Below are 21,133 nucleotides of genomic sequence, written 5' to 3'. Positions count from 1 at the left end.
CTCCTGCTGCCCCGGCGCGCACCCGCGCGTCCTTCGGGCGTACGACGATCGATCCATCGCGATGAGGAGACGACTGGTGAAGAGCAAGCGCCTCACGGCGGTGGCACTGGCATGTGCGGTGTCACCGGTGGTCGTGCTGCCTGCACTCGTCACCGGCGCGCTCCCGTCGCCCGCAGCACAGGCCTCCGCCGCTGCGGCGCTCCCGCCCGAGTCGCGCCTTGCCTTCACCGACGAGCGGGACCAGGTCTATTCGCGCGGCGTGGAAATGAGCACCTTCCACGGCGGCTTGTCGGGCGACACCGGCACCGTGGAGTCCTTGGGGCTCGTGGACGAGCCGGAGTTGGGGTACGTCGACCGGCCGGTCCACGAGGGTGAGCTGTCGAGGACGCCAGGCGAGTCCGCTCTGGCCTGGGTGAGCACCGTGGACACCCCCGAGGGCGAGGTGTACCACGAGGATTCCGACGGCGGCGTCACGCGGATCACCTGCGACAACGACGACGTGGAGACCCATCCCGTGCCCGGCACGGACGGGGACCGGGAGGTCTTCTTCGCTTCGGACGCCGACGGTGACTGGGACATCTATGCGGCCATCCGGTCCGACGACGGCGACTGCAACTGGACCATCTCGAACCTGACCCTGGATTCCCCTGGCGACGACCTCTGGCCGAGTCCGTTCGTCGAGGAGAACTTCGATGGCGGCGGCACCTACGGGATCGTCTACAGCACCGCGGAGGAGGGGGAGTTGCCCGACCTGGCGGTGATCAGCTTCCAGTTCACGGCCAGTTCTCCTCAGTGGGACGGCGACCCGGCGGCGTTCGGCCCGCCCGAGGTGATCACCTTCACCCCCGGGCACGCAGAGACTCAACCGGCCGTCGCTCCGGACCTCACGGGCGCACTCACCGTGGCCTTCACCTCGGACGAGGACCGCCCAGAGGGCTCGATCCGGCTGCTCGAGGTGTTCAACCCCGAGAACAACTGGAACCCCTGGACCGACGAAGAAGTCCCTCCGGCGTCGAGCGAGGCGGCCTGGGTCCAGAACTTCGGGGAGATCAACCCCTACATCGCCTACACCCGCCGCGAAGAGGATCCCTACGGCGACATCGCCACCGCCCGCTATGACCCGCCCGACAGTCTGGAACCGGAACCCCACTTCTTCCGCGACAGCCCGGTCTTCACGACGCCTGGGGTCGCGGAGACCCACCCGACCTGGCTCGACGGCTTCGTCGGTGGATCCACGAGCGACACCGCCGGCGAGATCGCGTACACCGCCCGCGCCCTGCACATCAACATCGACCCGACGGACAGTCGGGTGCTGGATGCCGACATCTCCGACGTCCGTGTCGACGGCACCGAACGCACCGTGCTGGTCGACGAGGTCGTGGAAGACGACTCCGGACCGATTCGCGCCGACGAAGCGGGGCCGGACTACTCACCGGACGGCTCCAGGATCGCCTACAGCCGCCAACTGGGGGTGAGTGACAACACCGTGCCCTTGCCTCGTGAGATCTGGATCGCGAACGCGGACGGAACCGACCCGGTGTCGCTGGCCGACGTCACGGCCCATCAGCCGACGGATCGCGATCGAGATCCCGTCTGGTCTCCGGACGGCACCCGGATCGCCTTCGTGCGCGAGTCACTGCCCGCTTCGACGGCGTCGACCACCACCCCGAGGGTGTACGTCGTCGACCTGGTCGCAGAGAGCATCTTCGTGGTCACGCCGCGCCTCGACTTCGACGCGGTGGACCCCGAACTGGACCACCATGCGTGGGCGGACACGGACCCCGACTGGTCGCCCGACGGCACGCAGCTGGTGCTCCGCAGAACCATTCAGCCGTGCTGCAATCCCGATCCCGGGCCGTTCCTCAACCGCCCGGCTCCCGGCTGGGCACCGGACGGCGACCTGCTGCCGGCCCGCGGCGAGACGCTCGCCACCAACGACGACGGAATCTGGGTCGTGCCGGTGCAGACCGAGAGCGTCGGGGTCCGGGCGAGGACCTGCCCGGAGTTCTGCGACGACCTCGTCGGCCGGCATCCGGCCTGGGCGCCGGACGGTTCCGCCATCGTCTTCGTCAATTCGGGTGCCCTCGTCCTGGGCACGATCCAGGACAACAGCCTCAACGAGTTCACCGTCGAGACCGAGGGGCTCACTCGTCCCGGCTGGAACGGCAACACCACCGAGTCGCAGGCGACGCTCGCTTGGGCCGACAATCCAGCCTGGGCACCGGACAGCACCGAGATCGCGTTCAGCGGACAGCCGATGGGCCAACCCGACCAGCGGGGGATCTACAAGATCCTGCCGGATGCGACCGGCCTGGCCGTGATCACCGACGAGCGCGGCCCGGAGACCGAGCCGACGTACCAGCCCACCCCCCGCGCTGATGTCGCGGTGACGGCTGCCGTGGCCGGGTCGCCGGCCAGCGTCAATGCGCCCCTGACGGCCACCTTCACCGTCACCAACCTGGGACCCGAGACCGCGCTGGGCGTGACGCTCGCAACCGCTCTGGCGCCCGGCGCGACGATCATCTCCGCGACCACCGCCAGCGGCCCGCCGGTCGTGTGCGCGGCCGACGGCACGGGTTGCACGATCCCGTCGTTGCCCGTGGACGCGTCGGTCACCTATGTGGTGATCTTCAGCCATCCCGTGCCGGTGGCCGCAGGCACCGCCACGGCGATCGTGACGACCTCGACCGTCGATCCGGCCGAGGGCAACAACACCGCCACGGCGACGTACCAGGTGATGCTGGTGGCGCCCCCCAAGGCCGATCTGGCCGTCTTCCTCGGGATCGACAAGCCCACCGGGTACGTCGGTGGGAAGCGCACCGTTCTGGTCCGGGTCCGCAACCTCGGTCCGCAGATCGCGCAGGGTGCGAAGTTGATCGTCACCTGGCCCGCTGGCGTCGGTGCGGGGGTCCCGACCCCCGGCCCGGACCCCCTGACGCCGCCGCTCACGCTGACTCCGCCGTGCCTGCCCGGCGGCGTCCTGTGCTCGCTCGGGAACATCCCACCGGGCACTGATGTGGTGTTCCACGTCGTCCTCAGCACTCCGACCGAAGGCGACTTCACCCTGACGGCCAAGGTGAATGCCACCACGATCGACCCGGCGCTCCCGAACAACAAGGACACGCTCGAGCTCCCGGTCCTGCAGCCCGCTGTCCGACTGGTGCCTGCGGTGGCACGGCCCGGCCAGGTCGTCCTCGCGTACGGCGAGAACATGCCTCCGGGCACGGAGGTCGTCCTGAATTGGGGCGTGGGTGAGGGCCTCCCGATCGACGCTGCTCCGATCACGGTCCTCGCGGACGGCACGATCCGGCGGCCGGTGCTGATCCTGCGCCGCGAGCAACTGGGCGATCGGGTGATCACCGCGACCAGCACCACCGAGGAATTCTCTCCGGTCACGGGTGACATCCTGATCGTGCTGCGCTCCCTGTCCCCACCGGATCTGGTCGGACGGGGGTAGCCGTGATCTCTCAGGTCGACGACGCGCTGCGGGAGATCGTCCGTGCGGATGCGGTCGACGGGGACATCGATGTGGTGTTCGACGCGCCCACCAAGGACTGGGCCGCGCGTCGGAACGCACCGACGGTGAACCTGTACCTCTACGACATCCGTGAGGACCTGAAGCACCGGGCTGCGGGCTTCCTCGACACGCTCGACCCGGAGACCGGCCAGGTCATCGGCCGGGTTCCGGCGCCGCGGTTCTACAAGCTCAGCTACCTGCTCACGGCGTGGACCCAGCGTCCCGAGGACGAGCACCGCGTCCTCGACTCCCTCCTCCGTGCCTTCCTGCGGTACGACGCCCTGCCCCAGAACCTGGTCGTCGGACCGCTGGCCGAACCGCGCGAGCCGGTGAAGGTCACCATCGGTCTGCCGCCTCCGGAGGATCGTGCGTTCGCCGACGTGTGGTCGGCGCTGGGTGGCGAATTGAAGCCCTCCCTGGACCTCGTCGTGGTGGCTCCGATGTGGACCGGTCGGACCTTCGCTGCGGGCCCGCCCGTCGAGGGCGGCATCACCATCGACACCACCGACGTGGTGTTCGGGGGCAAGGACAGGCGCCAGGCCCACGACGCGCCGGCTCCCTCGAAGGAGGCCGCCGCACGGCTGGGGCTCGAACTGGACGAGGACGGCAAGGTCGTCGGAGGGCTGGCCTTCGAGGGCAGGGCGGCCGCGTTCCGGAAGGCCGGCGGCGGGTCCCTCGTCGCGAAGACGCCCTCCGGTGGCGGCGGTGGCGGCGGCGGTGCTGGAGGGGCTGGCGGTGCCGGCGGCGCAGCCGGCGGAGGTCTGATGAACCTGGGCAACGCCCGCGCACGAGGTCGAGGCAAGACCTGATGTCACGCCGCAGTCTGGCCCACGTGCTGGGCCGTCTCGCCGTGATCGAAGAGCGGATCCGGGCGCTGGTCGAAGCCCGGCGCGGGGTCGACCCCAATCCCGATGACCCGTTCCGGGGCCTCTACCTCGATGACGCCGCGGTCGACCGTTTGTTGGCCGGACCGCGCCTCCTGGCGGACTGGTCGGCGTTGACGAGCGTCGCGGCGGTCGAGACCGCAGCCGACGAGGCCGAGGACGCTGGCGTCCCCCTGCGGTTGCGGGACCTGGCGGCGAACTTCGCTCTCGACACGGTCGACATCGACCTGCTCCTGATCGGGATGGCGGCCGACGTGGACCCGCGCTTCGAGGGACTGTTCGGCTACCTCAACGACGACGTCAGTCGGCGCCGGCCATCGGTGGCCGTCGCGCTCGAACTCGCAGGCGTGCCGCTGGGTACCCCGGAGGGCTACGCCCACCTGCTGCACGGACCGCTCGTCTCCGGCGGGCTGGTCGAACTCGACGAACCCGGTCGGCCCTTCGGTGGGCGGTCGGTCGGGGTGCCCGATCGCGTGGTGTCCCACCTCCTCGGCGGCGATGCGGTCGACGTCGCCCTGGCTCCCGTCCTGATCGAGGTGCCCGACGTCCCGTGGGGTGACCCGTCCCCGCTCGCCCGCGCCATCGAGAAGACGGTTCCCCTCATCTACCTGCGGGAACCGGAGACCGGGTCGGGGCGGGTCCTCGCTGCGGAGGCGCTGCGGCTCACGGGGCATCGTGCCCTCCACCTGGACCTCACCCGCCTGCTGCGTCAGCCCGATCCCGACCGGCTGGCCCGGATCGCGGCACGTGAAGCGCGGCTGTCCGGAGCGGGCATCGTCGCCGGGCCCGTCACGGTCCTCGAGGAGCGCCCGGTCCTCGCGACGCACCTCCTCGCGGAGCCCCGTCCTCTGATCATGGTCGGTGCACGGGTCTGGGACCCCGAATGGTCGGTCCAGTCAGTGCTCCAGCTGGCGGTTCCGGACAGTACGACGTCCGAACGCCGCGAACTGTGGCGCTTCGCGCTCGCGGGTGCGGGTGCCGGCGCCGACGTCCTCGCCGCCACCGACCAGTTCCGGCTTCGTCCCGAGGACGTCCTGCGGGCGGCGAAGTCCGCCCAGCTGCAGGCGTCGGTCGCCGGCGGTGCGATCGGTCCCCATCACATCGTGCTGGGTGCCCGGGCGGAGAACGGATCGGCACTCGACCGGCTGGCCCGGCGCGTGGAGCCCGCTGTCTCGTGGGCCGATCTCGTCGTACCCCCGACGGTGCTGACGGCCCTGCAGGAAGTGGCGCTGCGATCCCGGCATCGCGAGAAGGTCCTGGTGGAATGGCGGATGCGGCCCGGGGGAGGGCGCGGCATCGGTGTCGCCGCTTTGTTCGCCGGCGACTCCGGAACCGGCAAGACGATGTCCGCCGAGGTGATCGCGCATGACCTCGGGCTCGAGTTGTACGTCGTCGACCTGGCCACCGTCGTGGACAAGTACATCGGCGAGACCGAGAAGAACCTGGAGCGCATCTTCACGGCGGCGGCCGGCGTGAACGCCGTACTCCTGTTCGACGAAGCCGACGCGGTCTTCGGGAAGCGGTCGGAGGTCCAGTCCTCCCACGACCGCTACGCCAACGTGGAGAGCGCCTACCTGCTGCAGCGGATGGAGTCGTTCGACGGCCTGATCATCCTGGCCACCAACCTGCGCGCGAACATCGACGACGCGTTCACCCGGCGCCTGGACGTCGTCGTGGAGTTCCCGGTGCCTGACGAGAGCGGCCGGAAGTCCTTGTGGGACAGCTGTCTGGGCCGCACCATCCGGCGCGAGCCGGACGTGGACATCGCCTTCCTTGCGAAGTCCTTCGAGCTGGCCGGCGGGTCCATTCGTTCCTCCGCGGTCACGGCGGCGTACCTCGCTGCCGCGGACACCGGAGTCATCGGGATGAAGCACCTGGTGACGGCCGTGCACCGCGAGTACCGCAAGCTCGGCCGCCTCTGTCTCGAGTCGGAATTCGGCGTCTACTGGCAGGTCCTGCGCGAGAACGGCTGACGCGTTGCCCGAACGGGCAGCAGCGTCTGCCCCGGGGGATCGTGGCTCCGACCTTGGCGAGAGGGCGTCATCGGAGCAACGTGGACACCAGTCCGACCTGGAGGCAGCCATGCACCTGCACGATCACGAACATGCCGACGATCTCGCGGGCGCCGAAGCTGCACGCGCCAAGGTCGAAGGCCCCGATGCGATGACGATGAAGGCGGCGATGGCCGGCCGTCAGGACGTCCTGGGCCGGAGCGGGGTGATCGGTCTGCAGCGCGCCGCCGGCAACGCCGCGACAGCGCAGTTGATGGAGGACGAGGGGCCATCCGTGCACGACGTCGTGTCCGGCAGCGGCAGCCAGCTCGACACCGGCGTCCGCAAGGACATGGAGTCGCGGATGGGACACGACTTCAGCGACGTCCGTGTCCACACCGGCGACAACGCCGACGCGTCCGCGAAGTCGGTGAGTGCCCACGCTTACACGGTCGGCTCGAACATCGTCTTCCAGCGTGGTGCCTACGACCCGGAGTCATCGGCCGGAAAGACGATGCTCGCTCACGAGCTCACGCACGTGGTGCAACAGCGCAACGGTCCGGTCGAAGGGACCCCCGTCGGTGGCGGTGTCTCGGTCAGTGACCCGTCGGACAGGTTCGAGCGGGAAGCGTCCTCCAACGCCGAGGCAGTGATGGCGCAGCCGGTCCAGCGCCATGCCGAGGACGAGGACGTGCAGACCGCGCACGACGCCAGTCTCGGGCCCGTGGTGCAGCGTGAGGAGGCCGAGGAGGAAGAGGCCGTCCAGGGCTCCCACGACTCGAGTCTCGGCCCCGTCGTACAGCGGGACGAAGAGGGCGAAGAAGAGGAAATGACGTCCTGAGCCGGACCAGTCCCCGGTACCTGCCTCATCGGGCACGAGACGCTTCCTGACCGGGCGGCCTAGGGGACCTGCCGGTGCTGGTCAATCAGGGCCACGCTGAAGGCAGTCGATAGCTCAGGAGGCACCATGCCGAACTACCTCTCGCCCGGGGTCTACGTCGAGGAGATGCCGGCGGGGACACGGCCGATCGAGGGTGTGGGGACCTCGGTCGCCGCATTCGTTGGTCTGGCAGCCAAGGGACCGGTCAACGAACCGACCCTTGTGTCCAACTGGTCGCAGTTCTCGGAGAACTTCGGAGATTTCGTCGAGAACTCCTACCTCGCCCATTCCGTGTACGGCTGGTTCCTCAACGGCGGAGGCAACTGCTTCGTCGTACGGATCGCGCCGAACAGCGGACGCAAGGGCGGCCCCAACATCCCCAAGGCCATTGCGGCCCCCAAACAGGCCGCGCTCGGCGGCTACAACGTCACCTCCATCGCCAAGGGCGCCCAGGCCGACAAGTCGATCGAGATCTCGGTCGAACCGGCCAGCGGCGAGAAGGCGGCTGAGGGTGAGTTCAAGCTCGTCGTGAAGGTGGACGGAAAGCCCACCGAGACCTACGACAACGTGACCACGATGGGCTCGGACAACAACGTCGCCACCAAGGTCAACCAGGCGTCGAAGGTCATCACGTTCGAGGAGATCTCCCAGGGCAGCGCGCTCACGCCGATCGCCCAGGGCAGTGTCGAGTTGACCGAGCCCAAGACGGCCCCGGTGCCTCCGACCACCGAGAACCTCGGTGCCGGCGACTACGTCGGCGACGTCGCCCAGCGAACAGGATTCGGCGGCCTCGAGGCCATCGACGAGGTCACCATGATCTCGGCACCCGACCTGGCCGCAGCACTGGAACAGGGCGCCATCGACCTCGACACCTTCAAGGCCGTGCAGTTGGGCATGATTGCCCACTGCGAGTTGATGGGTGACCGGATAGCGATCCTCGACACCCCGCCGGGTCTCAACGCCCAGCAGGTCCACCAGTGGCGGGTCCACGACGCGGGCTACGACTCGAAGTTCGCGACCATGTACTGGCCGTGGGTCGAGGTCTTCGACCCGGCCGCGGGTGCCAACACCTTCGTGCCTCCGTCGGGCCACATGGCCGGCATCTGGGCCCGCAGCGACAACACCCGGGGCGTGCACAAGGCGCCGGCCAACGAGGTCGTTCGTGGTGCCCTCCGGCTCCAGACGGCGATCACGAAGGCCGAGCACGACCTGCTCAACCCGGTCGGCATCAACTGCGTACGCACCTTCCCCGGACGTGGCGTCCGGGTGTGGGGAGCGCGCACCCTCTCCAGCGAGGCGGAATGGCGGTACCTGAACGTCCGCCGGCTCTTCAACTACCTGGAGGAGTCGATCCTGATCGGCACCCAGTGGGTGGTGTTCGAGCCGAACGACCCCGACCTCTGGGCCCGGATCCGTCGGACGATCTCGTCGTTCCTGGTCAACGAATGGCGCAAGGGTGCCTTGTTCGGCACCACTCCCGACGAGGCGTTCTTCGTCAAGTGCGACGACGAGACCAACCCGTCCGAGGGAATCGACGCCGGCCAGGTCGTCTGCCAGATCGGCATTGCTCCGGTGAAGCCGGCTGAGTTCGTCATCTTCCAGCTGTCGCAGTTCTCCGGCGGCACCAGCCTCGTAGCAGAGTAGGTAGGAACCAGTAATGGCACTTGCAGACGCCCTTGACTCCGCGCCAGCGCATTCGTTCAAGGTCACGATCGACGGGATCCAGGTCCCGAAGGTCAATCAGGTCAGTGGTCTCAAGCAGGAGGTCGACAAGATCGAGCTCAAGCAGCAGACCAGCGACGGCAAGTACGTCGTCCGTCAGCTGATCGGGCGGCCCAAGCCCGGCGAGTTCACTGTGACGCGTGGCCTCACTGACTCGAAGACGGTCACCGACTGGCTCAAGTCGGTCAGCCAGGGCGACGTCGCCGGATCCCGCAAGACGGCGTCGGTGGTGCTGCTCGACTACATGGGTGCACCGATCAAGACCTACAGCTTCACGAACTGCTGGGTGCGCACCGTCGAGGTCAACGAACTCAAGGCCGGCGCCGCCGAGCAGGCGACCGAGAAGTTCACGGTCTGCTTCGACGAAGTGACGGTGACCTGATGCAGCGGGGTCCCGCGCTCGCTGACGCCTCCCCGGAGGTGTCAGCGGCCGTGCGCCCCGCGGCCCAGGAGGCACCGTTGCGCACGTCGTTCGACTTCGAGCTGCCCCGCGGTTTCGTCGACGCCAACGGAGTCACCCATCGGCAGGGGACGATGCGGCTCGCGACGGCACGCGACGAACTGCTGCCGCTCTATGACGAGCGGGTCCAGGAGAACGCGGCCTTCACGACCGTGGTCCTCCTCGGGCGCGTGATCACCCGGCTCGGCGGACTTCCCGTCATCGACGCCAATGTCGTGGAGAACATGTTCGCCAGCGACGTGGCGTTCCTGCAGGACTTCTACCGGCGGATCAACGCCGAGGGTCACACCCGCGCGGCGGTCACCTGCCCCGAGTGCGCGCACCGGTTCGCGATCGATCTGTCGGGCGGGCGCCTGGGGGAATCGTGACGTACGGGGCCGACCGTATCTACGCGGAAGTCTCGTACGTCGCCTATCACTTCCACTGGCCGCCGGACGCGATCCTCGACATGGAGCACGCCCAGCGGTTGCGGTACGTCCAGGAGATCGCCGCGATCAACAACCGGCTCAACGAGGAACGCTGAGCGATGGCCTGGTCATGGCCCTGGAGTCGGGACAAGGCTCCTGCGGCGCCGCCGCCTTCCGAGGCACCCGGCGCGACGTCTGTTGCGCCATCGGCCCAGCCATCAGCCCAGCCACCTGCTCCGTCCCCGATGGGGTGGGCCTTCCTGCCACCCATCCAGCGCCAACTGGCCGAGCCGATCAGGCCGCTGAGTCGTGGGTTCGAGCCGGGAGCGTGGGCGTCGCCGATGTTCACCGGGGCGATGACCCACGCCGTGGCGGACGGCGCACCGCACGGGCTGATCGACGGCGACGGCCGTGGCCTCGGCACTCCGATCCAGCGCTCTGCTGCGGGTCCGGAGCTCACCCTGCTGCCGCCGCCCCGACCGCGCGCCCAGCGATCGATCCAGCGCGCGACGGATGCGGAGGTCGCCGAGATTGACGCCGCGAGTGACGCTCCGCCGCCCGAGACCTGGTCCACCGACGACTCGGCTGGAGGGGCGGACGGGGGTTCCGGCGGTGGCGCCGAGACTCCGGTGACCGTCGCCCGGTTGGCGGCGAGCGGTGCCCCCGCAGCGGTCCCCGAGCCACCGCGGTCCCTCGTGCGGGCCAGTCCGGTCGGCCTGCCCTTCGTGCAGCGCGCTGCGATCGCCGAGCCCGCATCAGCGCCTGCGGTGGCGCACGAGCACGCGGACGAGCACCAGCACGCGCACGAGTCGGCCACGTCCGGCCCGGCCGCGCCCGCGGCCGCCGAACCCACGTTCCCCGTCACCTCGACCCTGGCGCCCGGAGCCCCTGCCGCTGAGCCGCTGGGAGGTGCGGGTCCTCCGTCGGCGATGCCGTCGACATCGGCCGCCGCGCTGCCGATCCAGCGGATGTCGTCGGCCGCGACAGCAACCGGCCGACCCGTCGCCGGGGAGCGCCCACGCCTGGGGTTCGGTGCGCCGATGTCCCAGGTGCCGTTGACTGCCCAGGGCTCGCCGCCCGACGACCTGCCCGGTCCCGCACTCCAGGCGCAACGGGCGGGCGACAACGGCTTCACCGAGGTCTCGTTGCCGGGTGTGGGTGCCGGTGAGCCGACACCGAGGCCAACACCGAGGCCAGCGCCGGGCATGCCGCTGCAACGTGCCAGCGCGCCCGACGCGCCGCCGATGGAGGTGGCCGCCGTCGCTGCGGAGTCCTCGGCCGAGCCCGCCGAGCACGCCGAGCCCGCCGAGCCCGCCGAGCCGGCGGAGGCGATCCACCCGGAGGACTGCGCCGACCCGGGCCACGGGCATCCCGCCGCCTCCCCGACCGTCGTCGCGAGCGCAGGCCCACCGGACGTCGTACCCGCGACGGAGGCGGAGGTCCCGATCTCGCCGACGATGCGCGGCGACGTCGCGCCCCTGCACGTCGGCGGCCTCAACACCTCGATCCAGCGCTCGAGCGTGTTGCCGGGTCCGGGACTGCCGTTGCAACGGCTGGCAGTGCGTCCGGCAGGTGTCCCGACTCCTCCCGCTGCCCGCGTCGTGCGGGTGCAGCGGGTGCCGTCGGCGATTCCCTCGGCATCGTCGGCACCGACGGCACCATCGACACCGTCATCCTCGGCCTCGCTCGCGCCCTCGACTCCTTCCTCAGCGCCACCCGCGCCGGCTCCGTCGACGTCGTCCTTCCCGGCGCAGTTCGCCGCGCCAACTGCTGCTGCCGACACCGTGGACCCACCGCCCTCCCTGGTGGACGCGGCACAGGGCGCCGCGCCGTCGCCGTTGTCGGCGGCAGCAGTCATCCCCGCGTACGACGTCCCGGCCACCCCCGTTCTCCAGCGGAGTACGACGACCGGCGGGCCGCTGTCGGTGCCGGCTCGTGCTTCGGTGGCTCCCGGCAGCCTGGCGCGAGCGGACGCCATGCCCGTGGCGGTCGAATACGCCACCATCCCGCTCGCGGTTGATCGAGCGACGAGCCCGCCCGTGTCGGACGGCGCCGTTCCAGGTTCGTTCCTCCAGCGGTCGGCCGTGTCGATGCCGAGCGCACCGGCGCTGCGTGCGCCCGATCGGGTGGCCCCGCCGGCCCTGGTCCTGCCGCAGCGCGCCAGTGCCGCCGAGGTCGCGGACACGCAACCGGCGATGGTCCAGCGCGCCGAGATGGAGGAGCCGGCGCCTGAGCCCGAAGTCACGCCACCTGCCGCTGATGCAGGTGCGACCGGTTCGACTGCGGCTGCTCCCGCCGCACCGGCCGCCGCCGGCGGGGCCCAGTCGCCCGAGCAGGCCGAGGCGATGGCCCGGCAGCTGTTCCCGTCCTTGCTGCGGATGCTGCGCGGCGAAATGGTTGTCGACCGGGAACGACGGGGGGTCCGTACCGACCGCTGGTGAGTGCCTGCTGAGTGAACAGACGGACCGTGTCCTTGAGCGCGGTCGAGACGACGAAGGGAGCGGTATGCGATGAGCCAGTTGCAGGACGTCGACACCGCCGTCAGCGTCTCCTACAAGGTGAAGATCGACGGTCGCGAACTCGGCGACTTCACCAGTTGCGAGGGCCTGGGCGTCGAGGTCGTCCTGGAGAGCCGCGAAGAGGGCGGCAACAACGGGTTCGTGTGGCAGTTCCCGTCCCGGTTGAAGTTCTCCAACGTGAAGCTGTCCCGTCCACTCGGCAAGCAGACCGAACAGATCACGAACTGGATCGGGGAACTGGTGTCCGGCTACAAGCGCTACACCGCAACGATCGAGGCGCAGACGGCGAACGGCACGGTCGTGGCGAAGTGGTCGCTCAACGAGGTGATCCCGGTCCGCTGGACCGGGCCCCAGATGACACCCGACCAGCCCAAGGTGCTGACCGAGACCCTCGAGATCGCCCACCACGGCTTCCTCCCGAGCGGCTGAGGAGACGCGAGATGAGTAGTAGTCCGGTCGGATTCCAGGCTGCCGGCGCCGGCGGCGGTGGGGGAGCGAAGCTCGAGCAGGCCTACCTGCAGGTCTACGAGCCGTCGAAGGACGGGTCGCTCGCTGCGCCGGGCCCGAAGCTGGAACCGATCACGTTCCAGTTCAACCCGAAGGAACTGTCGCTGCAGAAGACGGCGAACTGGAAACGGGAAGAGGCCAAGGGCAACAAGTCCGCCTCGCCACCCGAGTTCAAGGGAGCGCAGCCGTCCAAGCTGACCCTCGAGTTGTTCCTGGACTGCAAGGGCGAACACGACACCGCCGTGGTGCAGACCGTGGAGAAGCTCTTCATGTTGACGGTGCCCCTCGAGAAGACCCTCACGTCGAAGAAGCCGTCGCCGCCCTGGGTGGTGTTCCGCTGGGGTTCGCTGACCGGGTTCCTGGGCTACGTCAGCCAGGTTCAGGCGAAGTACACCTTGTTCACCAGTGGGGGAGTGCCCATCCGCGCCACCTGCACGATCACCCTGGAGGAGCTGTCCGGCGGACCGCCGAAGCAGAACCCCACGTCCGGTGGGCTCGTGCCGCATCGCGTACACCAGGTCGTCGAGGGCGATTCGTTGCCCGCCATTGCGTACGCCGAGTACGGCCAGCCCTCGCTGTGGCGCCCGATCGCCGTCCTCAACCGGATCGACGACCCCACGCGGCTGCGCCCCGGCACCGAACTCCTGCTCCCGGCCCTGGAGGAGATCGAGGAGTCCCGACCTCGCAGGAAGGCGCTGGGGCATGCCTCACGGTGAAGAGTTCAGCAACACCCTCCTGGTGAAGGTCAACGGAACGTCGTTGCCGTCCGACATCGCGACCCAGATGGTGTCCGGGCTGATCGACGAGAGCACCCGGGTCCCCGACCTGTTCGTGCTGCGTTTTCGCGATCCGGACGGGACCGTGCTGGCCAAGGGTCACTTCGAGATCGGCGCGAAGGTCGAATTGACCCTGCAGAACACGGCGCCGGGTGGACCCGAACCCTTGCACGTCGGTGAGGTCACCGCGCTCGAGGTGGAGATCGGCGAGGCCGGTCTCCACACGGTGGTGCGTGGCCTGGACGTGGCCCATCGCCTCTACCGGGGAACCCGGGTGCTGGCGTTCCTCAACATGACCGCCTCGGACATCGTGCGCAAGGTGGCAGGGACGGCCGGGGTGCAGGTGCAGCAGATCGACCCCACGACAGCGATGCTGGAGCACACCACCCAGGCGGGGGAGTGCGACTGGGACTTCCTGTCCCGGCTCGCCACCGAACACGACCGGATGCTGACGGTCACCGCGGGCAAACTCCACTTCATCGAGCGCCCCGAGGCAGCCGGGGCCCCCTCCGGGACGGACTCCCGCTCGGACCAACTGGTGCTCCAACAGGGCGTCAACCTGGTTGACCTGCGGGCCACGATCACCGCGTCTGGCCAGGTGAAGGACGTCAACGTCCGTGGCTGGGACCCGGCAACCAAGGCGGCCGTGATCGCCACCAAGCCCTGCGCGACGCCGAGTGCGCAGACCGAGGTCGGCATCACTCCGGCGAAGATCGCTTCGGCATTCCCCAGCCCGTCGTACGTCGTCGGCGATGCCCGCCTGGCCAACCAGGATGTCGCCACGGCGTCGGCGGCCTCCCTCGCCGACCACGTCGCCGGCGGCTTCGCCGAGGTCGAAGGCATTGCCAAGGGCAATCCCGCGCTGCGTGCAGGGTCGGCGGTCAAGCTGGCAGGAGTCGGCGCCCCGTTCGTCGGTCGCTACGTGCTGACCTCGACCCGCCACGACTTCCGGCCCGCGACCGGGTACCGCACCCACTTCACGGCGAGCAACACCTCGGAACGATCGCTCTACGGCACCCTCCAGGATTCGCCGGCCAACGACCCGCGCATCGTCGGCGTCGTACCGGCTGTCGTGACCAACGCCAAGGATCCCCAGAACCAGGGTCGGGTGAAGGTGAAGGTTCCCTGGCTCTCGGACGACTACGAGTCGGGCTGGTGCCGCACGGTCCACGCTGGCGCAGGATCCAAGCGTGGTCTGGTGATCCTGCCCGAGGTGGACGACGAGGTGCTGATCTCGTTCGCCCACGGCGACCTCGGGCATCCCTACGTCCTCGGCGGAGTGTTCAACGGCAAGGACCTGCCCAAGCAGGCGTGGTCCGGCCAGGTCGACGGGAGCAACGGTGAGATCACCACCCGGGCCTGGGTCTCCCGGACCGGAATGCAGGTGGTCTTCCTGGAGAAGGCCGGTGCGGAGAGTCTGGAAATCAGCACCAACAACGGCGCCCAGAAGGTGCTGCTCGAGCAGACCACCAAGGGCATCAAGATCATCTCCGAGGGCCCGACCGAGCTCACGGCGAAGCAGGACGTGACCGTGAAGTCGAACACGACCGTCAAGGTCGAGGGCATCAACGTGGAGATCACCGGTTCGGCGGGCGTGAAGATCAAGGGAGCGACGGTCGAGATCGAGGCCAGTGGCCCGCTGAAGCTCAAGGGTGCGGTCACCCAGGTCGAGGCCAGCGGCCCGTTGACCGTCCAGGGCGCGATCGTGAAGATCAACTGATGCCGACGCCCGCTGCCCGCGTGGGGGACCTGTCGCCCCATCCCGGGGTGATCACCGGACCGGGCGTCCCGACGGTCCTGATCGGGGGCCTGCCCGCCGCGACGATGGGAGACCTGCACACCTGTTCCTGGGCGGTCGGGACGCCGCACCCCCCGTCGCCCATCGTCAAGGGATCGGTGACCGTCCTGATCGGCGGCAAACCGGCGGCCCGAGTGGGAGATCCCATCGGCTGCGGCGCAGTGATCATTCCCCCGGGTTGTCCGACCGTGCTGATCGGAGGTTGACGATGGGCTCGGAGTTCGTCGGTTCCGGATGGTCCTTCCCGTTGCGCACCGACCCGACCGGCCGGGTCGCCCTGGTGAGCGGGCGCCGGGAGATCGAGGAGAGCATCCGGCTGATCCTGATGACCGCGCCGGGCGAGCGCCCGATGCGGCCCGAGTTCGGTTGCGCGGTGCACGACTACGTCTTTGCCCCTGCCGACGCGTCGACCGCGGGCGACATCGCCTATGCCGTGCGCGTTTCGCTCAATCGCTGGGAACCGCGGGTGGACGTCGAGGACGTCGCGGTGCGCTTCGACGCGGTCGACAAGGGCGTCCTGTACATCGACATCTCCTACTCGCTGCGCGGCGAGAACGACCCGCGCAACCTCGTTTTCCCGTTCTACGTCATTCCGCCCCATGAGGAGGACGCATGACCCTGCCGGTCCCGAATCTCGACGATCGCCGGTTCCAAGACCTCGTCGACGACGCCAAGCGCATGGTCCAGCAGCGCTGCCCCGAATGGACCGACCACAACGTGTCGGACCCCGGCGTGACGCTGATCGAGACCTTCGCGTTCATGACCGATGAACTGCTGTACCGGCTCAACCGCGTCCCGGATCGGCTCTACATCACCTTCCTCGACCTCCTCGGTGTCACCCTGCACCCGCCGACCCCCGCACGGGTCGAGGTCACCGCGTGGCTCTCGGCCGCCGCGAAGGAGACGACGGTGCTGCCGGCCGGTGCGGAGGTGGCGACCCTCCGCACGCCCCAGCAGGAAGCGGTTGTCTTCGCGACCGCGAAGTCGTTGACGATGCCGCCCCGCGCCCTTGCTCACGTGATGACCCACAACGCTGGCGGTGAGCCCGAACGCCGCGACGACGAGTTGAGCCTCGGCACGGAGTTCCCTTGCTTCACCGAGCAGCCGGCCTACGAGGACATCCTCTACATCGGCCTCGACGATGCCGCCCCGTCCTGCGCCATCGGCCTGCGGATGACCTGCCACCTCCAGGGAGTCGGCGTCGACCCGACCCGGCCGCCGATCGTGTGGGAGGCCTGGGACGGCAAGGCGTGGACGGCCTGTGACGTCGACCGCGACACGACGGGCGGTCTGAACCGTCCGGGCGACGTGATCCTGCACGTCCCCGAGACCCACGCGGCATCGGTGGTGTCGCAGGTGCGAGCCGGCTGGCTGCGCTGTCGCGTGGTGGCGCCGGGGGAGGGCTACCCGTTCTACAGCTCCTCGCCCACGATCACCGAGATGTCGGCGTACACGATCGGAGGGACGGTGCCGGCGACGCACTCCGAGACGTTCACCGACGAGATCCTCGGACTGTCCGAGGGCGTGCCGGGCCAGGTGTTCACGCTGGTCCGCGGCCCCCTCGTTGCCGACGGTGACCCGTTCGTGGTCGAGGTGGCGTCCGGTGCGGGCTGGGACGAGTGGGAAGAGGTGTCCTCCTTCGCGGACTCCGGACCCGACGATGCGGTGGTGCGCGTGGATCGGGCGACGGGCGAGGTGCAATTCGGCCCTGCGGTACGCGAGGCCGCGGGCACCATGCGCCAGTACGGCGCGGTGCCGCCGAAGGGCGCACCGATCCGGGTGCCGTCGTACCGGATCGGCGGTGGTCCGTCCGGCAACCTCGCAGCCGGTGCCATCAAGATCCTGCGGACCACGGTGCCCGGCATCGACCGCGTCGAGAACCGTCGCGCTGCGGTCGGTGGCGTCGCACCCGAGACCGTCGATGAGGCCAAGCTGCGCGGACCACTCGCCCTGCGCACGCGCGACCGGGCGGTCACCTGCGAGGACTACGAGCAGCTCGCCAAGGCGGCCGCCCCCCAGGTCGCCCGGGTGAAGGCCGTGCCGGCGGGCGCCGGCGGGGAGGAGAGCGGCGTCCGCGTACTGCTGGTGCCGGCCGCCTCGGCCGACGTCGAGGGCAGCCTTCGTTTCGAGGACCTCGTTCCGACGGCCGCCACGCTCCAGACGGTCACGTCCTTCATCGAGCCGCGCCGCACGGTCGGCGCCCGCGTCGTCGTCGAGCCGCCGTTCTACCAGGGCGTCACCGTCGTGGCGACCCTCGTCGCGCGGGCCAAGACCGCGTCGGCCGAACTGGAAAAGGCCGCCCGGATCGCCCTCAACCGGTACTTCGACCCGCTGACGGGCGGGATCGACAGCAAGGGGTGGCCGTTCGGTCGTCCGGTCCAGGCCGGCGAGGTGTACGCCGTCCTCCAGCAGGTCTCCGGGACCGAACTGGTCGAGGAGGTGCTGCTGTTCGCCGCCGACCCCATCACGGGCAAGCGGGGTGAGCCGGTGCAACGCATCGACCTGGACCGCTTCGCGCTCGTCTTCTCCTACGACCACCGGGTCCGGGTGATCCGTGGTGGCTGAGATGACCACGACCAGCCACCGGGGCATGCTGCCCGGCCTGATCTGCCCCGCGCCGCTGGCCCATCGGCTGCCCGGGGTGCTCCAGGACGACGACTTCCTGGTGCGGTTCGTGGGTGCCTTCGACGACGGCTATGCGCCGATCCACGCGACGCTCGACTCGCTCGCCGCGTACTTCGACCCGAATCTGGCGCCGGAGGACTTCCTCGGCTGGCTGGCGATGTGGGTCGGCGTCGAACTCGACGACGCCTGGTCGACGCCCGACCGGCGCCGGATCATCACCGACGCCGCGCGACTGCACCGCCAACGGGGGACCGTCGCCGGCATCCAGGCCGCCCTGGAACAGGCGCTGGGCGCCCAGGTGACCGTCAGCGACACGGGCGCCTGCGACTGGTCGCAGAAGCCGGGGGCCGATCCGGGCGGCACTGCTCCGCCCGCTGTCACGGTCACGGTCACCGTTCCCGACCCGGCCGCCGTCGACGTACGACGGGTGGAAGCACTGCTCGAGGACGTGTGTCCCGCGCACGTCGCCCGGCAGTACAAGGTCGTCCGCGCAGGAGGTGGGAAGAAATGAGCCAGTCGTGTCCGGTCTGCGCCGTCGCCCTCGAGGAGGGGGAGCGGTTCTGCGGTGAATGCGGTGCCTACGTCGACTGGTCCGACAGCGCGCACGCGGAGCACCCCTCAGCCGTCGCCGAACCCGATCCCGTGGCGGCGCCGAACCTCACCCTGGTGCCCTCCACTCCGCCTCCGACCGGCCCGCCGACCGGCCCTCCGACCGGCTTGCCGTCGGGGCCGCCGCCGTCGGGCCCGCCGCCGTCGTCCGGTCCGCCGTCGCGTCCGGTGGCTCCGACGGAGGTGCCGAAGGTGTCCACGGCGGAGCGGCCCGACGAAGGGCCGGCCGCCGCTGCCGGGGCCGCTGCGCCACCCCCGCCTCCGCCGCCCGCCAAGCCCGGTGCGGAGTGGAAGCCCCGCCTCCCCGCGACGCCCTGCAGGCCATGGTCGTCCCGGTCTCGGACAAGCAGGCGGGACGGCAGCCCGGCGCGCAACAGCCGGCCCCCCAGAAGCCCGGTGCACCGCTGGCGAAACCCAAGCGCCCCCGCCCGCCGGTCGACGACCCGATCCAGCAGGGCGACCTGGTCTGCGGCAACTGCGGCATCGGCAACAAGCCGACCCGGAAGTTCTGTCGACGCTGCGGTACGACGCTCGCCGAGGCCGAGGTCGCGAAGTTGTCGTGGTGGCGCCGCTGGCGGAACAAGCGGCGGCTCCGCAAGGTCAAGCACGCTGGCGCGCGGCCGCGGGAGGCACGCACGGGCGGGTTCCGGTTCCGGTTCCCGACGCGACTGCTCACGATGATCCTGGTCATCGGTGCGTTGAGCATCGGTGGTTTCGCCTTCCGCGACGTCCTCGGCGGCCTCTACGGCACGGTCCGCGACCGGATCGCCGGGACGGTGGAGGTCAACCCGACGGCGATCGAGGCGTCGAGCAGCCAGCGAGGTCACGGCGCGGAGGAAGCACGCGACGGGGTGTCGAACGAGTACTGGGCGCCCGCCAAGGCCGGCGACGGTCGGGGCGAGAAGCTCAATCTCGAGTTCGAGGACCCGATCCGGCTGGTCTACGTGATCATCACGCCGGGGATCACGGCCGTGGACGAGGAGCTGTTCCTCACCCAGGGTCGCCCGAAGGAGATCAACGTCGTCGTGAAGCGCAGCGACGGCACGACCGAGATCAAGGAATTCACCTTCGAGGACAAGCTCGGTCCGGCGAAATTCGGGGTTGGAGTGAGCGACGTCGTCGACATCACCTTCGAGATCCGGTCCGCTTACAAGGGCACGGCTGCGGGCAGTCACACCGCAATCGCGGAGGTGGAGTTCCAGGCCCGCAAGTGAGGGTGCAGCTGGTGGCCGTCTCACGATTGGCTCGCGGGGCGGCGGAGGTCGTACGCTGACCTCTACCGGTCCGTCCTGGGCCGGAATTCGCACGTCCGCAGACCACGACGGGGCCAACGCATCAACTGGCCCCGATCGCCCGTGGGTGACTTGCCTTCAGTCCTGGGAAATCAGGTCAGGTGAGCACGCAGGCGTCAGGACCAACTGAAAACACACAGGAGAACCATTATGGCTGTCGTGACCATGCGCCAGCTCCTTGAGAGCGGCGTCCACTTCGGACACCAGACCCGTCGTTGGAACCCGAAGATGAAGCGATTCATCCTCACGGACCGCAACGGCATCTACATCATCGACCTGCAGCAGTCGCTGGCCTACATCGACCGCAGCTACGCCTTCATCAAGGAGACCGTGGCCAAGGGCGGGACGATCATGTTCATCGGCACGAAGAAGCAGGCGCAGGAGTCGATCGCCGAGCAGGCGACCCGCGTCGGCATGCCGTACGTGAACCAGCGCTGGCTCGGTGGAATGCTCACCAACTTCCAGACCATGAGCCAGCGGATCGCCCGGCTCAAGGAGCTCGACGACGTCGACTTCGACACCGTTGCCGGTTCGGGTCGTACGAAGAAGGAACTGCTCCAGATGCGTCGCGAGCACGTCAAGCTCGAGCGCACCCTTGGTGGCATCCGCGAGATGACCCGGACCCCGTCCGCGGTCTGGATCGTCGACACCAACAAGGAGCACCTCGCCGTTGAGGAGGCCCGCAAGCTGCGGATCCCGATCATCGCGATCCTCGACTCCAACTGCGACCCGGACCTGGTCGACTTCCCGATCCCGGGTAACGACGACGCCATCCGCGCGGTCGGCCTGCTGACCCGCGTGATCGCCGACGCCGTGGCCGAGGGCCTCATCTCCCGTTCGGGTGCCGGTTCGTCTGCTGCCCCGACCGCCCAGGAGCCCCTGGCCGAGTGGGAGCGCGAGCTCCTCGAGGGTGACGCTGCCCCCGCCGCTGACGCTGCCCCCGCCGCTGACGCGCCGGCTGCCGAGGCGCCCGCCGCCGACGCTCCCGATGCTGACGCAGAGGTCGTCGAGGCGCCTGCCGCCGAGGCCGCCGAGGCCCCTGCTGCTGACGCCGCCGAGGCGCCTGCCGACGCTCCGGCCGAGGCCTGAGAGTCACCAACTCGACATCGAGGGGGAGTGTGACGCCGGATCGGCGTCACGCTTCCC

At 69.6% G+C, this 21,133-nt stretch carries 19 protein-coding genes; 18 read left to right on the top strand and 1 reads right to left on the bottom strand.

Annotation, left to right across the window (positions count from 1 at the left end; translation table 11 throughout):
* Positions 1 to 76: 76 nt before the first annotated feature.
* From HRC28_RS19755 to HRC28_RS19680, 16 genes are all read left to right on the top strand, one after another.
* Positions 77 to 3,457, top strand: a complete 3,381-nt coding sequence (locus tag HRC28_RS19755; RefSeq protein ID WP_182377110.1) for a DUF11 domain-containing protein — start codon at positions 77 to 79, stop codon at positions 3,455 to 3,457.
* A 2-nt stretch (positions 3,458 to 3,459) separates the two neighbouring features.
* Positions 3,460 to 4,326, top strand: coding sequence for a DUF4255 domain-containing protein (locus HRC28_RS19750; protein ID WP_182377109.1), 867 nt, complete (start codon positions 3,460 to 3,462; stop codon positions 4,324 to 4,326).
* Positions 4,326 to 6,374, top strand: coding sequence for an ATP-binding protein (locus HRC28_RS19745; RefSeq protein ID WP_182377108.1), 2,049 nt, complete (start codon positions 4,326 to 4,328; stop codon positions 6,372 to 6,374). Before HRC28_RS19750 ends, HRC28_RS19745 begins: the two co-directional genes overlap by 1 nt.
* Positions 6,375 to 6,483: 109 nt before the next feature.
* A complete protein-coding gene (locus HRC28_RS19740) occupies positions 6,484 to 7,233 on the top strand; it encodes a DUF4157 domain-containing protein (RefSeq protein ID WP_182377107.1) in 750 nt (249 codons plus the stop codon).
* A gap of 126 nt (positions 7,234 to 7,359) precedes the next feature.
* Positions 7,360 to 8,916, top strand: coding sequence for a phage tail sheath subtilisin-like domain-containing protein (locus tag HRC28_RS19735; protein ID WP_182377106.1), 1,557 nt, complete (start codon positions 7,360 to 7,362; stop codon positions 8,914 to 8,916).
* 13 nt (positions 8,917 to 8,929) lie between these two features.
* Positions 8,930 to 9,376 (top strand): phage tail protein, encoded by a 447-nt coding sequence (locus HRC28_RS19730; RefSeq protein WP_056714350.1) that lies wholly within the window; start codon positions 8,930 to 8,932, stop codon positions 9,374 to 9,376.
* On the top strand, positions 9,376 to 9,822 hold the full coding sequence (locus HRC28_RS19725; RefSeq protein WP_182377105.1) for a hypothetical protein: 447 nt from the start codon (positions 9,376 to 9,378) through the stop codon (positions 9,820 to 9,822). The genes HRC28_RS19730 and HRC28_RS19725 overlap by 1 nt, the downstream gene beginning before the upstream one ends.
* Positions 9,819 to 9,977 carry a DUF6760 family protein gene (locus tag HRC28_RS19720; RefSeq protein ID WP_182377104.1) on the top strand — a complete coding sequence of 53 codons (159 nt, stop codon included), beginning with the start codon at positions 9,819 to 9,821 and terminating at the stop codon, positions 9,975 to 9,977. Before HRC28_RS19725 ends, HRC28_RS19720 begins: the two co-directional genes overlap by 4 nt.
* Positions 9,978 to 10,106: 129 nt before the next feature.
* Positions 10,107 to 12,302, top strand: a complete 2,196-nt coding sequence (locus HRC28_RS19715; protein WP_182377103.1) for a hypothetical protein — start codon at positions 10,107 to 10,109, stop codon at positions 12,300 to 12,302.
* A 69-nt stretch (positions 12,303 to 12,371) separates the two neighbouring features.
* Positions 12,372 to 12,809 carry a phage tail protein gene (locus tag HRC28_RS19710; RefSeq protein ID WP_182377102.1) on the top strand — a complete coding sequence of 146 codons (438 nt, stop codon included), beginning with the start codon at positions 12,372 to 12,374 and terminating at the stop codon, positions 12,807 to 12,809.
* A gap of 11 nt (positions 12,810 to 12,820) precedes the next feature.
* Positions 12,821 to 13,603, top strand: coding sequence for a LysM peptidoglycan-binding domain-containing protein (locus HRC28_RS19705; protein WP_182377101.1), 783 nt, complete (start codon positions 12,821 to 12,823; stop codon positions 13,601 to 13,603).
* The gene (locus HRC28_RS19700) at positions 13,590 to 15,383 is read left to right on the top strand and encodes a VgrG-related protein (RefSeq protein ID WP_182377100.1); all 1,794 of its coding nucleotides are present in this window, start codon (positions 13,590 to 13,592) and stop codon (positions 15,381 to 15,383) included. The genes HRC28_RS19705 and HRC28_RS19700 overlap by 14 nt, the downstream gene beginning before the upstream one ends.
* Entirely contained in the window at positions 15,383 to 15,667 is a 285-nt protein-coding gene (locus HRC28_RS19695) for a PAAR domain-containing protein (protein ID WP_182377099.1), read from the top strand. Before HRC28_RS19700 ends, HRC28_RS19695 begins: the two co-directional genes overlap by 1 nt.
* 2 nt (positions 15,668 to 15,669) lie before the next feature.
* On the top strand, positions 15,670 to 16,077 hold the full coding sequence (locus HRC28_RS19690; RefSeq protein WP_182377098.1) for a GPW/gp25 family protein: 408 nt from the start codon (positions 15,670 to 15,672) through the stop codon (positions 16,075 to 16,077).
* A complete protein-coding gene (locus HRC28_RS19685) occupies positions 16,074 to 18,026 on the top strand; it encodes a putative baseplate assembly protein (protein ID WP_182377097.1) in 1,953 nt (650 codons plus the stop codon). Before HRC28_RS19690 ends, HRC28_RS19685 begins: the two co-directional genes overlap by 4 nt.
* Before the next feature lies 1 nt (position 18,027).
* Positions 18,028 to 18,597 carry a phage tail protein I gene (locus HRC28_RS19680; RefSeq protein WP_182377096.1) on the top strand — a complete coding sequence of 190 codons (570 nt, stop codon included), beginning with the start codon at positions 18,028 to 18,030 and terminating at the stop codon, positions 18,595 to 18,597.
* A gap of 67 nt (positions 18,598 to 18,664) precedes the next feature.
* Here HRC28_RS19680 and HRC28_RS19675 read toward each other — a convergent pair whose 3' ends face one another.
* The gene (locus HRC28_RS19675) at positions 18,665 to 18,895 is read right to left on the bottom strand and encodes a hypothetical protein (RefSeq protein ID WP_182377095.1); all 231 of its coding nucleotides are present in this window, start codon (positions 18,893 to 18,895) and stop codon (positions 18,665 to 18,667) included.
* A gap of 87 nt (positions 18,896 to 18,982) precedes the next feature.
* On the opposite strand from HRC28_RS19675, the gene HRC28_RS19670 reads away from it, so the two are divergent.
* Positions 18,983 to 19,909, top strand: coding sequence for a zinc ribbon domain-containing protein (locus HRC28_RS19670; protein ID WP_182377094.1), 927 nt, complete (start codon positions 18,983 to 18,985; stop codon positions 19,907 to 19,909).
* A gap of 228 nt (positions 19,910 to 20,137) precedes the next feature.
* A complete protein-coding gene (rpsB, locus tag HRC28_RS19665) occupies positions 20,138 to 21,076 on the top strand; it encodes a 30S ribosomal protein S2 (RefSeq protein WP_182377093.1) in 939 nt (312 codons plus the stop codon).
* Positions 21,077 to 21,133 lie beyond the last annotated feature (57 nt).

It is taken from the genome of Nocardioides sp. WS12 (assembly GCF_014108865.1).
GTDB lineage: Bacteria > Actinomycetota > Actinomycetes > Propionibacteriales > Nocardioidaceae > Nocardioides.
This window is presented reverse-complemented; position numbering and strand designations above follow the sequence as displayed.

Excerpts from the sequence above, each read along its gene's own strand:
- HRC28_RS19740 (WP_182377107.1), top strand. The coding sequence starts at position 6,484 with ATGCACCTGCACGATCACGAACATGCCGACGATCTCGCGGGCGCCGAA.
- HRC28_RS19690 (WP_182377098.1), top strand. The coding sequence starts at position 15,670 with ATGGGCTCGGAGTTCGTCGGTTCCGGATGGTCCTTCCCGTTGCGCACC.
- HRC28_RS19745 (WP_182377108.1), top strand. The coding sequence starts at position 4,326 with ATGTCACGCCGCAGTCTGGCCCACGTGCTGGGCCGTCTCGCCGTGATC.
- HRC28_RS19710 (WP_182377102.1), top strand. The coding sequence starts at position 12,372 with ATGAGCCAGTTGCAGGACGTCGACACCGCCGTCAGCGTCTCCTACAAG.
- HRC28_RS19680 (WP_182377096.1), top strand. The coding sequence starts at position 18,028 with ATGACCACGACCAGCCACCGGGGCATGCTGCCCGGCCTGATCTGCCCC.
- HRC28_RS19685 (WP_182377097.1), top strand. The coding sequence starts at position 16,074 with ATGACCCTGCCGGTCCCGAATCTCGACGATCGCCGGTTCCAAGACCTC.
- HRC28_RS19730 (WP_056714350.1), top strand. The coding sequence starts at position 8,930 with ATGGCACTTGCAGACGCCCTTGACTCCGCGCCAGCGCATTCGTTCAAG.
- HRC28_RS19695 (WP_182377099.1), top strand. The coding sequence starts at position 15,383 with ATGCCGACGCCCGCTGCCCGCGTGGGGGACCTGTCGCCCCATCCCGGG.
- HRC28_RS19725 (WP_182377105.1), top strand. The coding sequence starts at position 9,376 with ATGCAGCGGGGTCCCGCGCTCGCTGACGCCTCCCCGGAGGTGTCAGCG.
- HRC28_RS19715 (WP_182377103.1), top strand. The coding sequence starts at position 10,107 with ATGGGGTGGGCCTTCCTGCCACCCATCCAGCGCCAACTGGCCGAGCCG.
- HRC28_RS19700 (WP_182377100.1), top strand. The coding sequence starts at position 13,590 with ATGCCTCACGGTGAAGAGTTCAGCAACACCCTCCTGGTGAAGGTCAAC.
- HRC28_RS19735 (WP_182377106.1), top strand. The coding sequence starts at position 7,360 with ATGCCGAACTACCTCTCGCCCGGGGTCTACGTCGAGGAGATGCCGGCG.
- HRC28_RS19705 (WP_182377101.1), top strand. The coding sequence starts at position 12,821 with ATGAGTAGTAGTCCGGTCGGATTCCAGGCTGCCGGCGCCGGCGGCGGT.
- rpsB (WP_182377093.1), top strand. The coding sequence starts at position 20,138 with ATGGCTGTCGTGACCATGCGCCAGCTCCTTGAGAGCGGCGTCCACTTC.